At 45.4% G+C, this 20,452-nt stretch carries 15 protein-coding genes; 9 read left to right on the top strand and 6 right to left on the bottom strand.

Annotated features, from left to right (window positions below; translation table 11 throughout):
* Positions 1-60: 60 nt before the first annotated feature.
* The 5 genes from F0364_RS20710 to topA form a co-directional block, all read right to left on the bottom strand.
* Positions 61-1,554, bottom strand: coding sequence for a RagB/SusD family nutrient uptake outer membrane protein (locus tag F0364_RS20710; protein WP_153799723.1), 1,494 nt, complete (start codon positions 1,552-1,554; stop codon positions 61-63).
* Between the two features lie 24 nt (positions 1,555-1,578).
* A complete protein-coding gene (locus tag F0364_RS20705) occupies positions 1,579-4,845 on the bottom strand; it encodes a TonB-dependent receptor (RefSeq protein ID WP_207632803.1) in 3,267 nt (1,088 codons plus the stop codon).
* A gap of 185 nt (positions 4,846-5,030) precedes the next feature.
* Positions 5,031-6,143 (bottom strand): FecR family protein, encoded by a 1,113-nt coding sequence (locus F0364_RS20700; RefSeq protein WP_153799721.1) that lies wholly within the window; start codon positions 6,141-6,143, stop codon positions 5,031-5,033.
* 75 nt (positions 6,144-6,218) lie between these two features.
* Positions 6,219-6,839: an RNA polymerase sigma factor gene (locus tag F0364_RS20695; RefSeq protein WP_153799720.1), complete on the bottom strand. Its 621-nt coding sequence runs from the start codon at positions 6,837-6,839 to the stop codon at positions 6,219-6,221.
* 310 nt (positions 6,840-7,149) lie between these two features.
* Positions 7,150-9,726 carry a type I DNA topoisomerase gene (gene topA / locus F0364_RS20690; protein ID WP_153799719.1) on the bottom strand — a complete coding sequence of 859 codons (2,577 nt, stop codon included), beginning with the start codon at positions 9,724-9,726 and terminating at the stop codon, positions 7,150-7,152.
* Between the two features lie 345 nt (positions 9,727-10,071).
* Between topA and F0364_RS20685 the strand changes: the two genes are divergently transcribed.
* Positions 10,072-12,078, top strand: coding sequence for a DUF3858 domain-containing protein (locus F0364_RS20685; RefSeq protein ID WP_153799718.1), 2,007 nt, complete (start codon positions 10,072-10,074; stop codon positions 12,076-12,078).
* A 100-nt stretch (positions 12,079-12,178) separates the two neighbouring features.
* On the opposite strand, the gene F0364_RS20680 is transcribed toward F0364_RS20685, so the two are convergent.
* Entirely contained in the window at positions 12,179-13,090 is a 912-nt protein-coding gene (locus F0364_RS20680) for an alpha/beta hydrolase (RefSeq protein ID WP_153799717.1), read from the bottom strand.
* A gap of 59 nt (positions 13,091-13,149) precedes the next feature.
* On the opposite strand from F0364_RS20680, the gene F0364_RS20675 reads away from it, so the two are divergent.
* The 8 genes from F0364_RS20675 (at position 13,150) to pbfA (ending at position 20,383) form a co-directional block, all read left to right on the top strand.
* Positions 13,150-13,911: a Rossmann-like and DUF2520 domain-containing protein gene (locus tag F0364_RS20675; RefSeq protein ID WP_153799716.1), complete on the top strand. Its 762-nt coding sequence runs from the start codon at positions 13,150-13,152 to the stop codon at positions 13,909-13,911.
* Between the two features lie 448 nt (positions 13,912-14,359).
* Positions 14,360-14,695, top strand: coding sequence for a 2Fe-2S iron-sulfur cluster-binding protein (locus F0364_RS20670; protein WP_153799715.1), 336 nt, complete (start codon positions 14,360-14,362; stop codon positions 14,693-14,695).
* A 53-nt stretch (positions 14,696-14,748) separates the two neighbouring features.
* Positions 14,749-14,988 carry a Fe-S cluster assembly protein IscX gene (gene iscX, locus F0364_RS20665; RefSeq protein ID WP_153799714.1) on the top strand — a complete coding sequence of 80 codons (240 nt, stop codon included), beginning with the start codon at positions 14,749-14,751 and terminating at the stop codon, positions 14,986-14,988.
* 118 nt (positions 14,989-15,106) lie between these two features.
* Positions 15,107-15,628, top strand: a complete 522-nt coding sequence (locus tag F0364_RS20660) for a KdsC family phosphatase (protein WP_153799713.1) — start codon at positions 15,107-15,109, stop codon at positions 15,626-15,628.
* Positions 15,629-15,634: 6 nt separating this feature from the next.
* Complete coding sequence (locus F0364_RS20655; RefSeq protein WP_262885408.1) at positions 15,635-16,606, top strand: geranylgeranylglycerol-phosphate geranylgeranyltransferase; 972 nt, start codon at positions 15,635-15,637, stop codon at positions 16,604-16,606.
* Between the two features lie 88 nt (positions 16,607-16,694).
* On the top strand, positions 16,695-17,279 hold the full coding sequence (locus tag F0364_RS20650; protein ID WP_153799712.1) for a Maf family protein: 585 nt from the start codon (positions 16,695-16,697) through the stop codon (positions 17,277-17,279).
* A gap of 214 nt (positions 17,280-17,493) precedes the next feature.
* Positions 17,494-18,768, top strand: coding sequence for a DUF2851 family protein (locus F0364_RS20645; protein ID WP_235921177.1), 1,275 nt, complete (start codon positions 17,494-17,496; stop codon positions 18,766-18,768).
* A gap of 262 nt (positions 18,769-19,030) precedes the next feature.
* On the top strand, positions 19,031-20,383 hold the full coding sequence (gene pbfA, locus F0364_RS20640) for a (R)-1-hydroxy-2-aminoethylphosphonate ammonia-lyase (protein WP_153799711.1): 1,353 nt from the start codon (positions 19,031-19,033) through the stop codon (positions 20,381-20,383).
* Positions 20,384-20,452 lie beyond the last annotated feature (69 nt).

The following is a 20,452-nucleotide window of genomic DNA, read 5'->3' as shown; positions in this document are numbered from 1 at the left end:
ATAAAAAACAGCGCCCAAAAGGGCGCCGTTTTCTCGAAATAACTGCTAAATGAAACTTATTTAATAACCCGGGTTTTGAACCAGATCGGGCTGGTTACGGTCAATTTCTGTTTGGGGTATGGGCCAGAATTCGTAGTTGTCTTCATACTTTGTTTTAATGGCAGGGAATAACGGGTTGGGCACGAAGCCATCCAGTTTTTCTTTGGCAATGCCCCAACGGCGCAGGTCGTGGTAGCGCAGCCCCTCCATGGCAAATTCAACCCTTCTTTCGTGCCTGATACGTTCTCTCATCTGGTCTTTTGTAAGGCCGGCGGGCAATGCAGGCATGCTAACGCCTGGCCTTGCACGCACCTCGTTTACCTGTGTATAAACCGTAGCATCGGGGCCTGCTGCTTCGTTTTGCGCTTCGGCATACATCATCTTAATATCGGCATAACGCAGTAACACATAATCGTTGTCGTCCAATGCGCCGTAGTCAGGGTTAACCAAGCCTGGGGTAAGCCATTTTTTAACACAGTAGTAGCCGTTGATCCAACTGTCTTTGCCGGGGGTGGCCACAGCAAGGTCGCCGGTAAAAGGCCATCCGTCTTCCTGGGTATCGCCAGGAAAAAAGAAAGTCATGGTTTTGCGTGGGTCTCCGGCTTCATATTCGTCAATTAAATCCTGCGTGCCTAATTCGCCCTTCCAGCGTTGGAGGGAAACGGCCAGTGCCACATCCTGGTGCTGTACATTGGGCAACTGGTACTTTACCGAAAACATGATCTCTTTGCTGGATGATTGGCCGGGCTTGTAAAAGTTGGCGCCGTAATCGGGGTTTAATGAGTACAGGCCATCGTCAATAATTTGTTTAGCAAGGGCGGCAGCCTCTGGCCATTTTTGCTGTAGCAACAGCGCCCTTACTTTGTAGCCCTGTGCAGTTGCTTTTACGGCGTGGCCATCGGCATAAGTTGTTGCCGGCAGAGACGCAATGGCAAGGTCGAGGTCTGACTCTACAAGCTGCATTACTTCAGCTTTTGTTGACTTTGCTTTGGTGCTTTTAAAATCAACAGAGAAAGGATCGTCGGTAATAATTACTACGTTGCCATATAACTGGGCCAGCCACAGGTAATTAAAGGCACGCAGAAAATAGGCCTCGCCTTTGTACCGGGCCAGCTTATCGCCTGTAAGCACTTTGTCAACATTTGCGAGGAACGAATTAATAGCCGCGATAGCCTTGTAGTTGTTGGCGTAGTAGTTATATACATAATCGCCGGACTGCGGTGTAATGCCCGCGGTTAGCGCTGTTGTGCCGCCTCCATAATTGTATTGGCCATAGGAATCATCGCTGAAATTATCCCAGGCAACAACCTGGTATTGGGATGTGGCATAACCACCCCCACCAGCATAGAGATAATTATATAAGCCGGTAAGTGCAAGGTCTGCATCGGCTTCGTTTTTCCAGAACACAGTGGTGGAAAGTGCATCCTGCGGTGTGCGGTCCAGAAAGCCTTTTTTGCAGGAGCCCGCCAGTAAAAGGCCTGTGATAATTTGTGTATATAGAATAAACTTTTTCATATATGCATCATGTTAAGAGGACATTTAAAATTGAACACTTGCGCCGAATGTGAACGTTTTGTTTTGCGGATAGCCTACATAATTTCCGCTTATGCTGGTACGTTCAGGATCCAGTCCAGGAAACTTACTGACGGTAAAAACGTTGTCGGCGGTGAAATAAAGCCTGAGAGATTTTACACCTGCGCGGCTCACAATGGCGGGAGGGATGGTATAGCCCAGTTGTATGTTTTTGAGCCTTATATAAGTGCCGCTTTTGAGAAAATAAGTAGATGCGTAATTCTGCACCGCAGGATAGCTATCGGCCACATAAATTTTAGGCATGGTGGTGGAAGGGTTTTCGGGCGTCCAGCGGTTGCGCCAGTCTGTAGTAGGCAACGAGCCCTGCCTGAAAGGTTCAATACCCCAGCCGTTAACATAAATCATTTGGCCCTTGGAGCCGTAGAACTGGGCATTAAAATCAAAACCTTTCCATGAAGCGCCCAGGTTGAAAGAATATTGGTAAGAGGGGTAACGGCCAGGTGTGTAGGTGCGGTCCTGGGCATCAATAACACCATCACCGTTAATGTCTTTAATTTTGAGGTCGCCGGGCGTAGGGGTAACAGGTTGTTTGGGGGATTTGCTTATTTCATCCTGGCTTTGAAAAATGCCATCCCATTGATAGATGTAGAATTCATCCAGCGGCCTGCCTTCTTCGCGTATGGTGTTGCCGCCTATTTCTGTTTTGCCAAAGCTTTCCAACTTGTTCCTGTAAGCCTGCAGGTTGCCACCAACATACCAGGAAAAGTTTTTACCTATTACATCCTTGTACTGCAGGTTTATTTCGAAGCCTTTGTTTCTTAAAGCGCCACTATTTACTGTGGGAGGATTCAAGCCCAGCCACAGAGGTACCTGGAAGCTGCGGAGTATGTCGAAAGTGTATTTGTTAAACCAGTCGGCGGTGATGCTTAAACGGTTGCTTAATATGGTCATGTCAATACCAATGTCAAACACACGGGTGGTTTCCCATTTTAAGGATGGATCAACCAAAGTGCTTGCGGAGTAGCCTGTAGAAACGCTGCCGCCAAAAGCATAGTTGCGGTTATCCAATACGGGCTGATAAGGATAGTTGCCAATATTCTGGTTGCCTAACTGGCCCCAGGATGCCCGTAGCTTCAGGTCGTTCAGCCAGCTTACATTCTGCAGGAAGGCTTCTTTAGACAACCTCCACCCGCCGGAAAAAGAGTAGAACAGGCCCCATCTTGTATCGTTGGGCAGCCTTGAGGTTCCATCATAACGTAAGCTGGCGCCGAGCAGGTATTTGTCTTTAAAGTCGTAGTTGCCATTACCATAAAAGGAGCGTATAGCCCATTCTGACGATGTACCGCTGTTGGTTTGACCGTTGGCTGGCCCGGCATTCAACTCTCTTAATTCGTTGGTGGCAAACTGTGTTCTGGAGCCGTACAGGTTGCTGCCGCCATTATATTCCTGCTGGTAGCCGGCCAATGCGGAGATATTGTGTTCGCCAACCTGGCGCCGGTAAGTTAGCTGGCTGTAATAAACGGTGTAAATATTGTCTGTTCTGCCGGTATTAAGGCCGGGTGTGCCTACATCCAGTATGCCTGCTGAACTCATGTCGTTGTAGTAATAGGTTTGAACTACGGGCCTGAAATCGTTGTATTTGTACGCATCAAAGTTCATCCCGGCACGGTTTTCCCATTTAAGGCCGTTGATGATATCCACATCAAAAGAAAGGTTGCCCTGTGCATAATAGTCCTTGGCCCGCACCCTGGCATCTTCTTCCACTACTGCAACTGTATTCTTATTGCCCAGTTCGTTGGGGAAAGCCCTTTTTATCCACCTGCCATCTGGGCTTTTGGGCGGGTACAGCGGCGATTGGGCGATGGTGGAAAGAAACATATCCACGCCGCCGTTATGCGGGTATTTCCTGTCGCTGTAGCGCATTTGAATATTGGTGCCGATGGTTATCCGCTTACTTACTTTGGAGCTAAGACCAAAATCCATAGTGTATTTCTGTTCTTCAAAACCTATTACCACACCTTTCTGGTTGGTATAACCTATGCCAAGACTGTAATTGGTGTTTTCTTTACCACCGCTCATGTTCAGGTAATGGTTTTGCGTGGTGGCGCTTTTAAACACATCGTTCAGCCAGTTGTAGTTAGGATATTTTACACGGTCGGTGGCATTGCGGTAAAGGTCAACCTGGTCTTGGGTGTACAGGGGTTGCAAGCCTGAATTTAACCTGGCCTCATTAGACAATTCCATGAATTCTGCTGAATTGGTAATAAGGTCTGGCAGGGTGGTGGCTGTTGATACACCGATATTGTAGTTATACAGTACGGAGAACGCACCGCCTTTTCCTTTTTTGGTTTTCACAACTATTACGCCGTTGGCGCCCCGTGAGCCATAAATAGCAGCGGAGGCAGCATCCTTAAGCAGGGACACAGATTCAATATCGTTGGGGTTTAGTATGCTAAGGTTGCCTGGCAACCCATCTATGATTACCAAAGGATCGTTGCCGGCTGCGCTAAAGGTACCTATGCCCCTGATGCGCAACTGCACGCCCTCATTACCGGGCTCGCCAGATGACTGAACTACCTGCAATCCGGGAAGCTGGCCCTGCAACAGCGTGGCAGGGTTGGTAGCAACACGCTTGTTTAAATCTTCTCCGCTTACTGTAGCTACAGCACTGGTAAGCTTTCGCCTGTTCTGCGTATTGTAACCTACTACCACAATTTCATTCAGCTCTGCTGAAGAGGCGGCAAGTACTATATTGATTTCGGCCCTGCCATTCACTTTTACGTTTTGTTGAACGAAGCCTATTGAGCTGAAGGATATAACTGCATCATCATCTGCGTTAACCGTGTATTCTCCTTTTTCGTTGGTTACGGTAACGGAGGAAGGTTTGTCAACAGCAACGGTTACGCTTTCCAGTGGCTCTCCTTTGGCAGAAGTAACCTTGCCTTGAACAACATGCCTCTCTTTTTCTTCGGGGGCCGGGGTAATTACAATAATATCCTCGCCCATTACCCTGAAAGTAAAGCCGGTGTTGGTAAGTACCTGTGTAAGGGTGTAAGCTACGGTTTGGTTGTTAACATTAATACTGGTAACAGCGTCACCCGGAAATATGCTGGTAGAATAAACAAATTTGTAGTTGGTTTTTTCTTCTATCAGCTTAAGGATTTTTGCCAGCGGGGCCTGGTTCATTTTAAGGGTTATGCGGGCATCCTGGCCAAATCCGGCCGCGCTTACCTGCATGCAGGTAATTAGAATAATTACAACGGAGATTTTCATAAGCAGTAAAGTTTTGGCAACTTGCCGCAGGGGCGGCAACGCCGCCGGCAATCGTTTTTTTTGCATAGATTTACTTGTTAATTGTGAATAATAGCAAGGCTACCGGTGCAATGGACACCTTGCATTTAGCAACTTTTACAGGGTGGGGGAATGTTACCAGCATTCCCTTTCCTTTTTAAGCGCAATCAGTTTATTTTCTTAGCAATCTTTATGAATTTGTTTTGAGTTATCGTATAATCAAACGGCTGGGAAAGCTGTAAGGCGTTTAATATTTCCTCAATGCTTTTTCTTTCAAATGTGGCGGTGTACCTGTAGCCTTTAACATCTTGTGAAAGGGTAATAGCAACAGAAAAATTTCTTTCCAGCACCGCCGCTATTTCTTCAAGGCTTTCATCATCAAAATAAATCTTGGCGCGGGTCCACAATATTTCATTAACAGTGGTATCCTGCGGAGATTGTGTAAGCGGCTTTATCACAAAACTGCTGTCTGCCGTCGGTGAAGGCAATTTTTGTGCAGCAGCCTGAACAACCACATCTTTTTCAACCACGATTTTTTCGCTTGGGTGCAGTATTACTGTGCGTTTTTGCCTGCCTTTAAGGGTAACTTCTACAAGGCCCCTGATAAGAGATGTTTCGGCTTTTTTATCTGTTGAATAGGCTTTTACGTTTAACACTGTACCCAGCACTTTTACATCCATAGAAGGTGTGTGGATGATAAATGGTTTAGCCGGGTTGTGGGCTACATCCAGCAGCGCTTCCCCATCCAGCGTTATTTCCCTTAATTCCTTATTGAAACCCGGGGATACGATTATTTTGGTGCCGGCGTTAAGCGTTATTCTCGTGCTGTCATCAAGCAGTATTGATTTGCGCTCTCCATACCCCGTAATGCTGGTATATGCACTAGCGGCAGTTTTGCTGACTGCATCATTTTTTTTTATTAACCATGCTGCCGCGGCAAAAAGAAGCAGCAATGCCGGAGAGCCGTACAGTATAAATTTTTTTAACCACCGGTTATTGCGTGTTACAGTTGTTGCCACCACAGGATTGCTTTGCTGAAGTTGCTGGAACTGTTGCCTGAAAACTTCTTCATGCTTTTTGAACTGCCCGGCAGTATTGCTGCCGTTGAGTAAAAAATAAAGTTGCCTGGCGTTATTAATGGTTGTTTTTTTCTCAGGGTGAAGCTCTATCCAGTTGTTCCAGAAGCGTGTAGCCACTACGTCTGTGCCCAGGCAATAGCGAACGAATGAGTCGTCAAGTAAAAAATCTTCTTCCTCATAGCTGTCGTAATGCTGGTTCATTAGTCTTGGCGGTTTAACCGGTATAGTATTGAGGGAAAAAGCGAAAGCTTTTACTATAAAAAAGCAAACTTTTTTTTAAACAGCTAAAAACATGAGGCCGAGTACAAGAGCGGGATACAATTCTGCTACAGTAAGATGGCTTGTGCAGAGTTCAACCTTAAGGCGTTTAAGAGCGGCATGTATGATATTGTAAGCTGTACGCTTTGTAATGTTGCAGCGTAAGGCAATTTCATCATAATCCAGGTCTTCATAAAACTTTAGTTGCAGGAGTTCTTTTTCCCTGGCGGAAAGATGCTGTAAGGCCTTGGTTAATTTCTTTTTCAGCACCAGGTCTGTTTGCAAACGTATAATAATGTCTTCGTAAGGATGCTCAACAGGGTTATGAAGGCTGTAAAATTTTTTTAGCTTCTGCTGCTGATCATCAGCCAGCTTTAGTTCGTGTATAATTTCATGGCGCAGGCAGGTCATAAGGTAAGAGCGCAGGTTGGTTACCTGAGGTAACGTGCTACGGGTGTCCCAAAGTTTGAGGAGTACTTTAATGAAACAGTCGTTGGCTGCATCTTTATCTCCGCAAATTTTATAGCCATAGTTGATAAGGCCGTTGTAGTGGTGTTGATAAATAACTGATAATGCGCCCTGGTCGCCAGCTTTAAGTTGTTCCCAGCAATCGGTGATATAGCAGTCAGAGGTAAGCATCGTGATTAAAAGTAAACACAATTACCAAAGTTGCCTGCTCAATTACTACCCGTTACTACAATTTTATTATCAACCACCGTAAGGGGGTTGAGAGCAGATAATATTTATATTGCTGGTATGTGTTCTCGATGGCTGCTATCTGATAACTGCGGGAAACCTATACGGGTCTGAAAAGCTGCCCAATGAACCAGACGATGAACGGATTGCGACGCAAGGGACGATGCCATGAAACTATGTCGCTGGTATCTAAAGGAAAATTAAAATGATAAGCTGTAACCGCCGACCGCAAACAGCCGGCAGTTGCCTATGTTTATTTCTTTTTGGCCGCTTTTTTAGGTGCGGCTTTTTTGGTAGCTGTTTTTTTAGCCGCCACTTTTTCTTTTTTGGCAAAGGCGCCGGGCACCTGCTCTTCAATCATCTTTTTCACTTCGTCTAACGATATAGTGCTTAGTTCCTCATTTTCGTATTTAGTGCCATCTGCCTTACGGCCCAGCTTCAACATCTTTTTTCCAAATCGCACAAAAGCGCCCCAGCGGCCATTTTCTATAGAAATTTTTTCAGTGGGCCATTGCTGTATGTAGCGGTTAGCTTCTTTGTCAAGCTTCTTCTCAATCAGTTCATTAATGTCGCTTTGGCTAAGCGCATCAAAGTTGTAAGACCTTGGTACGTTAATATACAAATCGTTCCATTTAATAAAGGGGCCAAAACGCCCTTTGCCTTTGGTTACAGGCTTGTCTTCGTAGTAGCCAATCGGCGCATCGGCTTTCTGCTTTTCATTTATCAGTTCAATGGCGCGGCTAAGCTCCATTTCGTACAAATCTTCACCACGGGGTATTGAGATAAACTGCTCACCAAGTTTAATGTAAGGGCCAAACCTGCCTACGTTTACAGACACTTCCTGGCCTTCGTACTCGCCAAGGGTGCGTGGCAATTTAAAAAGTTCCATCGCTTCATCGTAGCTAATGGTCTCTATGCTTTGCGAAGGTTTTAATTTAGCAAAGCGTGGCTTTTCTTCATCATTGGCATCGCCAATTTGCACCATAGGCCCAAAACGGCCCATGCGGGCAACTACTTTTTTGCCGCTTTCTTTGTCAATACCCAATTCCCTTTCGCCTTTAATGCGTTCGGCGTTTTCAAGGGTGTGCTCAATATCTTTTTTAAATGGGTGATAAAAGCTGTCCACCATTTTGGCCCAGTCTTTTTTGCCGTCTGCAATTTCATCAAACTCACCTTCTATACGGGCGGTAAAGCCGTAGTCCATCACATCGTCAAAGTACTGGTTAAGAAAGTCTGTAACCACAAGGCCTAGATCTGTAGGGAACAGTTTGGCTTTTTCCGCACCGGTGGTTTCCTGCAGTTGCTGTTTGCTGATATGGTTGTTCTTCAGCGTAAGCACCCGGTAATCTCTTTTCACGCCTTCTTTATCGCGTTTTTCAACATAGTTTCTTTTAAGAATGGTGGAAATGGTAGGCGCATAGGTAGATGGCCTGCCGATACCCAGTTCTTCCAGTTTTTTTACCAGCGAGGCTTCGGTATACCTTGGCGCCGGGCGGGTAAAACGTTCTACGGCTTTCAGTTCCTTAAAGTCCAGTTTTTTGCCAACAGTAAGCGGGGGCAAAACACCTTCGGCACTTTCTTCATCGGCAATATCTTCATCGTCGCGGTCTTCCATATATACCTTTAGGAAGCCATCAAACTTCAGCACTTCACCTTGTGCCGTCAGTTCCTGCCTGTTTGTAGATATATCAATTTTTGCCGTTGTTTTTTCCAGTTCCGCATCCGCCATTTGCGATGCCATGGTGCGTTTCCAGATAAGCTCATACAGGCGTTTGGCATCTACCTCATCCACGGTAATATTTTCCATGTAAGTAGGGCGTATGGCTTCGTGCGCCTCTTGTGCGCTTTCGTTTTTGTTCTTGTATTTTCGTACCTGTATGTAGCGGTCGCCATACTGTTTTCCAATCTGGCCTTTAATGTCTTCTATGGCAGTGTTGCTAAGGTTAACACTGTCTGTACGCATATAAGTAATGTAACCGCTTTCGTAAAGCTTCTGTGCCAGTATCATGGTGCGGCTAACGCCGTAACCTAATTTGCGGCTGGCTTCCTGCTGAAGGGTGGAAGTGGTAAACGGCGCGGCGGGAGATTTTTTGCCAGGCCTTACCTGTATGTCTTTAACAGTGTAATCAGCGCCTATGCAACTGTTCAAAAATTTTTCCGCGTCTTCCGCCGTGTTTTGTTTGGCGCCTTCGGCCTTAAATGTTACAGGCCTGTTGTTAATGTCCTGTGCGGCAAAAAGCGCTTCAATTTTAAAACTGCTGGTGCTGTTAAAGGCGTTTATTTCGCGTTCACGTTCGGCTATTAACCTTACTGCAACGCTTTGTACACGGCCTGCACTTAACGAGTTACCCATGCTCATTTTACGCCACAGCACAGGGCTAAGTTCAAAGCCCACAATCCTGTCGAGCACACGGCGTGCCTGTTGTGCATTCACCAGGTTCATGTCCAGCTTGCGGGGTGTATCAACGGCCTTTTTAATGGCCGGTTTGGTTATTTCATGAAAAACAATGCGTTTGGTATTCTCAGGGTCAAGGCCAAGTACTTCGCAAAGGTGCCAGCTAATAGCTTCCCCTTCGCGGTCCTCATCCGTTGCCAGCCATACTTCGTCAGATTTTTTGGCCAGTTGCTTAAGGTCGCGTACCACACGTTCTTTATCTTCCGGTATAATATAACGGGGTTTGAAATTGTTTTTTACATCAATGCCCATCTCGTCCTTCTCCAGGTCGCGTATGTGGCCAAAACAGCTCTTCACCTCAAAATCTTTACCCAGTATTTTCTCAATGGTTTTGGCCTTTGCAGGCGACTCCACAATTAATAAATTCTTTGCCATGCTTGCTCTTAAAATTTTTTATGTACCCGGCTGAAGTACTGCTATGAAGCTTCTCTTGCGTCGCACTCTTGTACGTTCTGTGCGCTGCTCAGCAATCATCATCCGGCCCCGGAAATATAGCATCTGCCTCTGCTTCAGCTAACTTATCCGCCAGCTAAAAACAGCAGTTTTACAACAGTTCCATTCATGCAATATTAGTTTAAACGGCGTAAATGCAAAAAAAGTTGGGGCGGATAGTCCATTGAAGAGCGTATTTTAAACGTGGCATTTTTTGTTTTCCGTTTGTTGGCTGCTAGCTATTGGGACAGTGTTTTTATCAGTTATGTTTTTTAATCTTTAATTCCATTGCAATTATCTTTGCAAAAAAAAATGTCCAACACCCGGGCCCTGCTTCTCGTTTTGTATTTTCTCAGTTTACGCCTTATTGTTCCTGCTCAGCCTGTTGAGAGAGAGTTTGGCCAAATTTCTTTATCAGACTTTAGGCTTTCTTTGCCCGGTATAGACGAAGGTGCAGGTGCGTTAGTACTGTTTGATATAGGAAGCGCTAAACTTGAAGGCTATGAAGATGGCTTTAGACTTGAATTCAAACGCACTCTTCGTATTAAAATTTTGAACAAGAATGGGTTTGATGCGGCAAAAGTGTCCGTCTATTTTTCACCAGATGATAACGGGCGTGGCAAACTTAAGCATCTTGAAGCTAAAACATACAATCTTGAAAATGGAAGTATACTAACGACAGAAGTTGCTGAAAAGGATTTCTTTATTGAGAAAAGCTCAGGTGATATGGTGAAGGAAAGCTTCGCGTTTCCAAATGTAAGGGAGGGGTCGATTGTAGAGATGAATTACAGAATTAGGTCATCCAGTTACTTTAAATTACGTGCCTGGGATTTTCAGGGAAAATATCCTGTTGTATTTAGCAAGTATTCGGTAAGAATTCCGGATATATTCAATTTCGTAATTCTTCCGCAGGGTAGTCATCCTGTATCAAGCCGTACGGAAAATCCTGCCTGGGAAACAATAGTGGCCGGCAATAAATGGTATGGCGCCAATGTTCATACCGTTACCTGGGAGGCTAGTAACATACCTGCAATACAGACAGCTCCATTTGTTTCTACGATCGAAAATTACATAAGCCGGGTTCAGTTTCAGTTGGTAATGCAGCCTGTTAGCCCAGGCAAAAGCGTGGTGCTGTTAAAAGACTGGAAATATGCCTCCAACAGGCTATTGAGCAGTAATAGTTTTGGAGATTTTTTTCTGAAAAATGATAAGTGGTTACATCCGGAAGTTGAAAAAATATGTGGGTTTTATAAATCTAAATCAGATAAGGCTAAGGCATTATTCAGGTTTGTAAGGGACCATTTTACAAAAGAAGGAAATGGACTATTTGTTAGCTCAGGGCTATCATCGAAAGCCGTATTCGAAAAACGGGCAGGGTCAGTAGCAGAAATAAACCTACTCCTGATTGCTATGCTGAATTCAATCGGTATTAATGCAAGGCCTGTAATACTAAGTACCAGGGATAATGGGTTAACAAACGTAACCTACCCGGTTATGGATAATTTTAATTATGTAGTAATAAGAGTTGATATGGAGGATAGCACATATTACCTGGATGCATCAGAGCGTAATATTGGTTTCAATAAGCTGCCATTGTCATGTTATAACGGTCATGCCAGGGTTGTTGACACAGCCTCAATTCCCGTTTTCTTCTCGCCAGATTCATTAACAGAAACAAAAATTACAAATGTAACCATCACCAATGATTCGGGTGGGTTTTCGTCTCTTGATTATGTATCAGCGTTAGGTTACTATGAATCATTGCATACCAGAAATATTTTGGATAGTAGTAATAATCTTTCCTTTTTTCAGAAGATTGCAAGCTCTTATTCCTTTCCTACAAGTATTATAGACGCCTCCATAGATTCCTTCAAGAATATTGATGAACCTATTACCCTCCGTTATAAGCTAAGATTTGACCCAGGTAAAGAAAAATATGTATACATTAATCCTGTTTTCGAAGATGCCATAAAAGATAATCCTTTCAAATCAGACAGTATTCGGTTGTACCCGGTAGAGATGCCTTATTGTTCTGATCATGTTTATATATTAAGTATGCAAATACCTGAAGGATATGAAGTGGAAGAAATGCCTAAGCCTATCAAAGCTATAATTAATAATGACGGCGGTTTGTTTGAGTATCTGCTACGCCTAAATGGCAGGACTATTGAATTGCGAAGCAGGGTATATATAAAAAAAGCAATATTTTATCCGGAAGATTATCAATTGTTGAGAGACTTTTTTTCATTGGTTACAGGAAAACAAAGCGAACCGATAGTGTTCAGGAAGAAATAAGTGCTTGGTAGCCAGTGCGAATTTTTCGCAAAAATCAGACTAATCAATTCTCAGGTTACTGAACTTTTAATAGTAACTGTTTTATTCCCAAAAATCTTTCTTACATCCATTGATACTCAACATCCGGCAGCGTTATATTGTTTACATTAAAATGACTGTCGCAAATAAAATCAACAATAGCTTTTTGCACAGCGGGCTCTTTGTAAATTTTGCTGTGGCCAAGGTTATTGGTAACCAGGAATTGTAAATTAGGCAGTTTCAGTTGCCGTATAGTTTTGGTATCTTCAAAAGGGCAAACCTGGTCGGCTTTATCGTGCAGCCACAGTATTTTGCAAGAAGTATTCTGAACAGCCCTTGTTACAGAGTACCATTGTGGCGGTTTGCCGCCTAACTCATAAAGCAGGTTGTCAAATTCCTTTCTAACTTTTGGCGTAACAGGTATAAAATGAAAAAAATGCTGGATGGCGGTTGTTGTTTCAGTAGCAGGCGCCACCAGCACAATTTTTTTAGATGCGCTGTTTTCCATTTTTTCCATGGATAGTGAAAGGGCCAGCCCACCCAGCGAATGTGCCATGATAGCGCTGAATGGCCCACGGGTAACTTCCAGTTCAAGCATCAGTTGGCTATACAGCAGCGCATTAATGGTTTTGCCGTCGCTGATGCCGTGGCCCGGGGCGTCGAAAGTGGTAACAGCATATCCTTTATTTAGTAAAGGCGTAACATAATCTGCAAACTTGTAGCAACTACTGTCAAAGCCATGGCATATAAGCACGTGGCCATTTGTACTTTTGTCATTTTTCCATTCAAAACCACGAACTGTTAACTGCTGAAAAGAAAGTTGAAATGAGGTTGCCTTATTAAATACTGCCGGCATTTTTCTTTTAGGCTTGCCGTGGTAAGGCGTGCAGAACAGGGTAAATGCGGCTTCTGCGGCCTTGCGTGGCGATACAGCCCCCAGCGCTTTGAATTTTGTTTTGTAATAACCAAATGCCATTCTTTGTGCTAATTTCATCGCGGTGGATGTTTAGTGTTACCAGGTAATGCGGTAGCGGTTTTGTAAAATTCAAAGTTATGGATGTTGTTATCATCGGTACGGGTAATGTTGCTGCGGTACTAGGCAGGTTAATGGTACGTTGTGGGCATACAGTGTTGCAGGTATGGGGGCGCAACGAACAGCATGCAATAGCTTTGGCGAACGAACTTGGCTGTACGGCCATAGCCAATTTAAAAGATATTGCTGGCAATGCTTCGTTGTACATGATAGCTGTTGCGGATAAAGCCATAGAACATGTGGCTTCATCGTTGTCCCTTAACAACAGGCTGGTTGTGCATACGGCAGGCTCTGTAAGCAGGAATGTGTTGAAAAGTGCTTCTGACAACTACGGCGTTATATACCCACTACAGAGCATCAGGAAAGAAAACGAGCATATACCGGTTATACCTTTGCTGGTAGATGGGTCTGATGAAGCTGTTACAACCATACTGCTCAGTTTTGCCCAAACCTTGTCTGCCGTAACCGGTGTTGTAAATGATGAACAGCGCCTGTCCTTACATATCGGCGCTGTGGTTACTTCTAATTTCACCAATCATTTATATACCCTGGCAAAATCTTTTTGCGAAAAGCAAAACGTTCCATTCGGTTACCTGCTGCCATTAATTGAAGAAACCGCCACCCGCCTGCGGCATCACGCACCGGAAGGAATGCAAACAGGCCCCGCTGTTAGAAGTGACGTAACTACAATTCAAAACCACCTGGTCTTGTTAAGTAGTTACCCGCAACTGCAGCAGTTATATAAAATAATGAGTGAAAGCATTACTGCGCACCATTCATGATTTCCAGTGATACAGGATTGCGAATAAGCAACAGGTTACACCTTAGGGTGAGGGATTGAAGCGTATACCCCGGTGAGGCCATCGCGGCAAGGCATCTGTGCCGGAGTATAAGCGAAAAGCCCGACCCCTTGCGCAGCTTGGGGGCACCCCCTAAATGTTTCACTGGCTGTGGGTTATCTAAATAAAAAACCCCGCGGGGAAAACCTCACGGGGATTGTTATGAGCAAGCAACCGATCACTTATTTGTGCAGGTTTCTACACCTGTTGAAAGCAGTTCATCATTCGTTATGAATTACTTTCATTGCTCTAATGTAGAAACTTTATCTAAAACAAACAACTGTTTGCATAAAATTATTTAAGCGCTTATTTTTCGCTGGCAATTTACCTGCTAAAGCCCGGTTTAAAGCCGTTGTTTTGTAATAGCTTTGCGGCCCTAATTGCGAGATTCATGTACACGATTAAGATAAACTTTGAGCAGAAAGGATTGGAGCCTGTAACATTTTCTGGTATTGCCGGCAACCAAAGCCTGCTGGAAGTTTGCCTGGATAATGATATTCACCTGCACCACAATTGTGGGGCGGTATGCGCATGCAGCACCTGTCATATTTACGTGATGGATGGAATGGATTACCTGGAAGAACTTAGCGACAGGGAAGAGGATTTTATCGACAGGGCCGTTAACCCCCGCATCAACTCAAGGTTAGGCTGCCAGTGTGTGCTGCAGCAGGGTGGGGGGCTGGTTGAAATTACATTACCTGATCAAACGCAGTTCCTGGGGGAATAACTTTTGACCGGATAGCTGAGCACTGAATCTTTTATCTAAATATCACATGCTATATGTCAATTTTTGAACCGCCGATACACTGGAACGACCATGAGGATATTGCTATGAAGCTGTATGAAAGGTTTGGCGACGAATTTACCGAAGGCAGAATTTACCGCGTACGTTTTACAGACCTGCTGGAATGGGTGCTGCAGGTGCCTAACTTTCACGGCACAAGGGAGCAAAGCACCGAGGGCCACCTGGAAATGATACAGAGCGCCTGGGTGTACGAGTGGAGGGATAACCAGAAATAATTAAAAATTTGCTGATATGGTAATTTGGTTATGTGCTGGTTCAGGTTTTATCCAACTCCTGCATCAGCATATTATCACATCAGCCAATTAGCTAATCAGCACATCAATACATCAATTCATGAACGTTCTTGAACTATTTAAGCCCATCACCACTTTTGTGTTTGATATTGACGGCGTACTTACCGATGGCAGCCTGCTGCTGTTGCCCGGTGGCGCCATGGCCCGTAAAATGAACATAAAAGATGGTTATGCCCTGCAACTGGCTGTAAAAAAAGGGTATCATGTAGTGGCAATTTCAGGGGCGTCGTCTGATGAAGTAAAAGAAAGGCTGTTATACCTCGGCATTAAAAGTATATTTATGCGTGTGGAAGATAAGCTGGCCTGTCTTCGTGATTTTATGGGCGGCCAGGGCGTTGATTTTGCACAGGTAATGTACATGGGAGATGATGTGCCCGATGTTGAAGTAATGGGCCATGCAGGCCTGGCTTGCTGCCCCGCCGATGCTGTTGTTGAAGTGAAGGATATTGCCCACTACATCTCACCGTTCAGCGGTGGTATGGGCTGCGCCAGGGATGTAATTGAAAAAGTGTTAAAATTAAATGGAAACTGGATGGGCGACAAGCAGGTAAGGTCACAATAAGGTACATTGCCAACTCTATATCCACCACAAAAAGTAATAGCCGTTTTGAAATTAGTAACCGCATTTATAAGACTGGTACGCTGGCCCAACCTGGTTTTTATAGCCGTAACCCAGTTACTCTTTCTGTATTGCGTGGTGCGCCCCGTGTTCGACAGGGCCGGGTTGGTACCCAATATTTACGGCTGGCGCTTTGGTCTGTTGTGCCTTTCTTCCGTATTAATAGCCGCTGCGGGCTATATCATCAACGATTATTTTGACCTTGACATAGACCAGGTAAACAAACCTGAAAAAATGGTGGTGGAAAAAATCATCCACCGTCGCTGGACAATCGTTTGGCACCTGGCGCTTAGCATAGCCGGCATTGTTATGGGCTTTGTAATAGATTTTACTTCCAGGGCCTTCCTGGTGGGTGTGGCCAATTTTCTTTGCGTGGCATTGTTATTTGTTTATTCTATTTCTTTCAAAAAAAAGTTCCTCATCGGCAATGTGCTCATCTCTGTGTTAACGGCCTGGGTAATACTGGTGATTACATGGAGCGAGAACAGCCATGTATTTTCCTCAACCTCGCTTAACGTAAACAAAATATTACGGGTAACCTTCCTGTATGCTGGCTTTGCATTTATTATCTCGCTGATAAGGGAGGTGGTAAAGGATATGGAAGACATGGAGGGCGACAGGCGCTATGGTGGCAAAACAATGCCCATTGTTTGGGGCGTAATTGCTACTAAAGTATTTGTATCCGTATGGCTTAGTGTTATTATTATAGCGTTGCTGGTTGTGCAGGGTTACGCGTTAACATTAGGCTGGTGGGGCAGCGTTATCTATATGGTACTGCTGGTAATAGCGCCATTGTTTTACATATTTAAAAAGCTGTACAAAGCACAAACCCCAAAAGATTACCATAGCCTTAGCTCTCTTATTAAGCTGGTAATGTTTACGGGAATTTTATCCATGATATTTTTTAAAATCTATTCATAAAGGCGGGCGGTAATGGTAAGTGTTAATGTAAGTGTTCTCCCCACTCACTATTCACCACTCCCCACTCACTACTCACCACCACACCACCATGCTTCCCAACATCATACTCGCATCACAATCGCCGCGGCGCAAGCAATTGCTTGAGTGGGCTGAAGTGCCTTTCGATATCATTGTATGCCCTACAGACGAAAGCTTTCCCCCGGGCATGCCGGTTGAAGAAGTTGCTGTACACATTGCACGCAACAAGGCTATAGCCGTTCAGCAGCACATTATACAAAACAGCCTGCCAGCCAGGCCCATACTCGCTGCCGATACCATTGTGGTGCTAAACAACCAGGTAATCGGCAAGCCCAACAACAGGCAGCATGCCATTGATATACTTACTTCGCTTTCCGGCCAGCGCCACCGCGTTATAACCGGCGTTGTACTAATGCACCATGACACAGAAACTGCCTTTGCTGACGTTACAGAAGTACTTTTTCACCAGCTAACCTTGCAGCAGGTAACTTTTTATGTTGACAAATACCAGCCTTACGACAAAGCCGGCGCCTATGCCATCCAGGAATGGATTGGCGTTGTAGGCATCGCATCCGTAAATGGCGATTTCTACAATGTTATGGGCCTGCCTGTAAGCCGTGTGGTGCAGGCATTAAGCAATTTGCAGCATAAGTAAAAAGGGTAGGGCGCCTGCCCACGCTAAGGCGATGGGCACCGGGCTTTCCGCTCATACTCCGGCACAACGCCCCGCTGCGACGGCCTCACCGGGGTATCCGCTTCAATCCCTGGCGCGGTGGTGACACAACGCAATTTTTCACGCAACAGTTTTAGGTTATCAGCCGTATTTTTGCTCCGTTATAAAATCTGGTATGCTATTTAACCCGTCACCCATGATTACAGAACGCTTGCTTCAATTCATCTGGCAGTTTCAATATTTCAGCAAAAAGCAATTGCAAACAGTTAACAACGAAAGCCTGCAGGTAATTTATCCGGGCCAATATAACACCAACCAGGGGCCAGATTTCAGTGAGGCAAAAATCAGGATAGATGCTACCATTCTTGTCGGTAATATTGAACTGCATGTATATTCATCACACTGGCAGCAGCATGCGCATACCGGGGATGCTAATTACAGCAATGTAGTATTGCATGTAGTGTGGCAGCATGATAAGGGTATCGCATTGCCCAATGGCGCTGAACTGCCTACGTTAGAGCTGCAACCGCTGGTGCCGGTAATTATGCTGCAGCAATATGAAGCGCTCATGAATGCCAAAAGCTTTATCGCCTGCGGCAACCAGTTACCTGTCCTAAGCGGGCTGGGCTGGATGGCCTGGAAAGAACGGCTGCTGATAGAACGTTTGTCACGCCGGGCAGAAACCATCATCAACCTGCTTGGTAAAAGCAATGGCCACTGGGAGGAAACTTTCTGGTGGCTGCTGGCTCGTAATTTCGGTATTACTGTAAACGCCCATTGTTTTGAGGAACTGGCCAAAACCATACCCGTAAACGTGCTGGCCAAACACAAAAACCAGCTAATACAACTGGAAGCGCTGTTGCTGGGCCAGGCCCTGCTGCTGGAAGCTGAGTTTGAAGAAGAATATCCACGTCTGCTGCAGCGGGAATACCAGTTCCTGAAAAAAATGCACAAGCTGGCGCCGCTGAACAAAGCCCCCATGTTTTTAAGGATGCGGCCGGCCAATTTTCCTACCCTGCGCCTGGCGCAACTGGCGGCACTAATATACCAGGCGGTACATTTGTTTTCAAAAGTAAAAGAGGCGGCAGATATCACTACAGTTAAAGAACTGCTGGATGTAACGGCTAACGATTACTGGCATTACCATTACAAGCTGGATGAAGCCAGCGATTATAAACCAAAGAAGCTGGGTGGGCAAATGGTAACCAATATCATCATCAATACTGTAGTGCCGGTACTGTTCGCTTATGGCGTGTACAGCAGGGAACAGCACTGGAAAGATAAAGCGGTTAACTGGCTGATGCACCTGCCGCCGGAGCAGAACAAGATAACGGCTGCCTGGAAGGAAAGGGCTGTACTTCACCAGAACGCCTTCGATTCCCAGGCATTGCTGGAATTAAAGAAAAACTATTGCGATGAAAAACGCTGCCTTGATTGCGCTGTAGGTAATAAATTGCTGCGTGCCAGTTAAAGATGCAAGATCAGTATGCTGGTAAAATCCGGGGGTGCCGGCAATGCTGGCGAATAAAGAACAGAACCCTGAAGAGTGCGACGCAACGGAAGCCTCCTGGTAGTTCCTGCCGCCGGGCCCATAATAACTCCCCTTCCCGGAAATAATATGCCTCTCTTGTTGTCCGTAAAGGAAGTTCTGATAAAAAATACGAAACATAATAGTTTATTAATACTAAACTTAGTATAGTATTTGTAACTTTATTTTCGCAAGCCACTAAATTATGACACACCAGATTTCCAGGGAACAGGGAGATATCAACGGCACATCGTTAAGAGAAGAATACACCAACAGTCTTGATAATGAAACCCGTTACTGGCTCAAGGAAGATGCTACCTATTTTTTGCACCAGGCGCTTTCTACGCCGGTAATGAATGTGCTCTCCAAAACCGCCGGCGCCAGCATTTACGACCTCCAGGGCAATCAATACATTGATTTGCACGGCAATGGCGTGCACAATGCCGGTTTCAGCAACCCTGCTGTTATCAGCGCGGTTATTGAACAATTGCAGAAGCAGTTAGCATTTACACCACGCCGTTATACCAACATTCCGGCCATACAACTGGCAAAAAAACTAACTGAAATAACGCCGGATGGCCTTAGCCGTGTACTGTTTTGTCCGGGCGGCAGCGAAGCCATTGAAATGGCCATCGCTATTGCCAAACAGGTAACGGGCCGCTGGAAAACCATCTCTTATTGGGATTCTTACCATGGCAACGGTTTCCAGGCTTCAACGGTTGGTGGCGAGGAGCATTTTTCCAACGGGCAAGGCCCCATGATGCCGGGTGCTTTTCATGTGGAGTTTCCCAACTATTACCGCAACCCCTGGGGCTTAACGGACGAGCAGGCTATTGACGATGCTTACCTGAGACAAATTACCACCATCATTAAACGGCATCCTGATGTTGCGGCCATAGTGGCTGAGCCCATCTCCTCCACGCCGGTTGTGCCTTCCACCTATTATTGGAGCGAGGTGCGGCGTATTTGCGATGCGCATGGTATTTTCCTGGTGTTCGATGAAATTATTGAAGGCTTTGGCCGTACCGGTAAATGGTTTGCCTGCGAGCATTATGTAACGCCGGATGTATTGGTGCTGGGCAAGTCTTTGGGCGGCGGCCTGCTGCCCCTGGCAGGAATAGTAACCTGGGAAAAGTACAACGTTCTGCAGCATCGTTCAGTGGGGCATTTTACACACGAAAAAAATCCGTTGTGCTGTACGGCAGGCCTGGCTACCATTAATTACATTGAACAAAATAACCTGGTACGGCAGGCCGCCATGTTGGGTCAGTATTTGATGGATGAACTGGAAGTCTTAAAACACAAACATGCGCTTGTTGGTAACATTGCAGGCCGCGGCATGCACATTGGTGTTGACCTTGTTACTGACAGGACTACCAAAGAAAGAGCTGTTGCGCAGGCTGAGCAGGTTATGTATACCTGCATGAAACAGGGTGTGGCGCTAAAAGTAATAGAGGGGAATATTCTTACACTGCGGCCATCGCTGGTAATAACAAAAGATGAATGCGATAAGGTAGTGTCGGCTATTGACAAAGGCCTGCAATCTGTACGTAGCTAAGTGTTGTTTTGCCCCTCTCCGGGCGGAGAGGGGTTGGGGTGAGGCGCTACGGGCAGGCAACAGTATAAA

Origin of the sequence: Foetidibacter luteolus (assembly GCF_009650435.1) — a bacterium.
Taxonomy (GTDB): Bacteria; Bacteroidota; Bacteroidia; order Chitinophagales; family Chitinophagaceae; genus Foetidibacter; species Foetidibacter luteolus.
The sequence above is the reverse complement of the archived record's forward strand: the minus strand, read 5'-3'. Positions and strand labels throughout refer to the sequence as shown.

Coding starts and splice junctions, on each gene's coding strand:
- F0364_RS20710 (WP_153799723.1), bottom strand. CDS start 1,554: ATGAAAAAGTTTATTCTATATACACAAATTATCACAGGCCTTTTACTG.
- F0364_RS20705 (WP_207632803.1), bottom strand. CDS start 4,845: ATGAAAATCTCCGTTGTAATTATTCTAATTACCTGCATGCAGGTAAGC.
- F0364_RS20700 (WP_153799721.1), bottom strand. CDS start 6,143: ATGAACCAGCATTACGACAGCTATGAGGAAGAAGATTTTTTACTTGAC.
- F0364_RS20695 (WP_153799720.1), bottom strand. CDS start 6,839: ATGCTTACCTCTGACTGCTATATCACCGATTGCTGGGAACAACTTAAA.
- topA (WP_153799719.1), bottom strand. CDS start 9,726: ATGGCAAAGAATTTATTAATTGTGGAGTCGCCTGCAAAGGCCAAAACC.
- F0364_RS20680 (WP_153799717.1), bottom strand. CDS start 13,090: ATGAAATTAGCACAAAGAATGGCATTTGGTTATTACAAAACAAAATTC.
- F0364_RS20675 (WP_153799716.1), top strand. CDS start 13,150: ATGGATGTTGTTATCATCGGTACGGGTAATGTTGCTGCGGTACTAGGC.
- F0364_RS20670 (WP_153799715.1), top strand. CDS start 14,360: ATGTACACGATTAAGATAAACTTTGAGCAGAAAGGATTGGAGCCTGTA.
- iscX (WP_153799714.1), top strand. CDS start 14,749: ATGTCAATTTTTGAACCGCCGATACACTGGAACGACCATGAGGATATT.
- F0364_RS20660 (WP_153799713.1), top strand. CDS start 15,107: ATGAACGTTCTTGAACTATTTAAGCCCATCACCACTTTTGTGTTTGAT.
- F0364_RS20650 (WP_153799712.1), top strand. CDS start 16,695: ATGCTTCCCAACATCATACTCGCATCACAATCGCCGCGGCGCAAGCAA.
- F0364_RS20645 (WP_235921177.1), top strand. CDS start 17,494: ATGATTACAGAACGCTTGCTTCAATTCATCTGGCAGTTTCAATATTTC.
- pbfA (WP_153799711.1), top strand. CDS start 19,031: ATGACACACCAGATTTCCAGGGAACAGGGAGATATCAACGGCACATCG.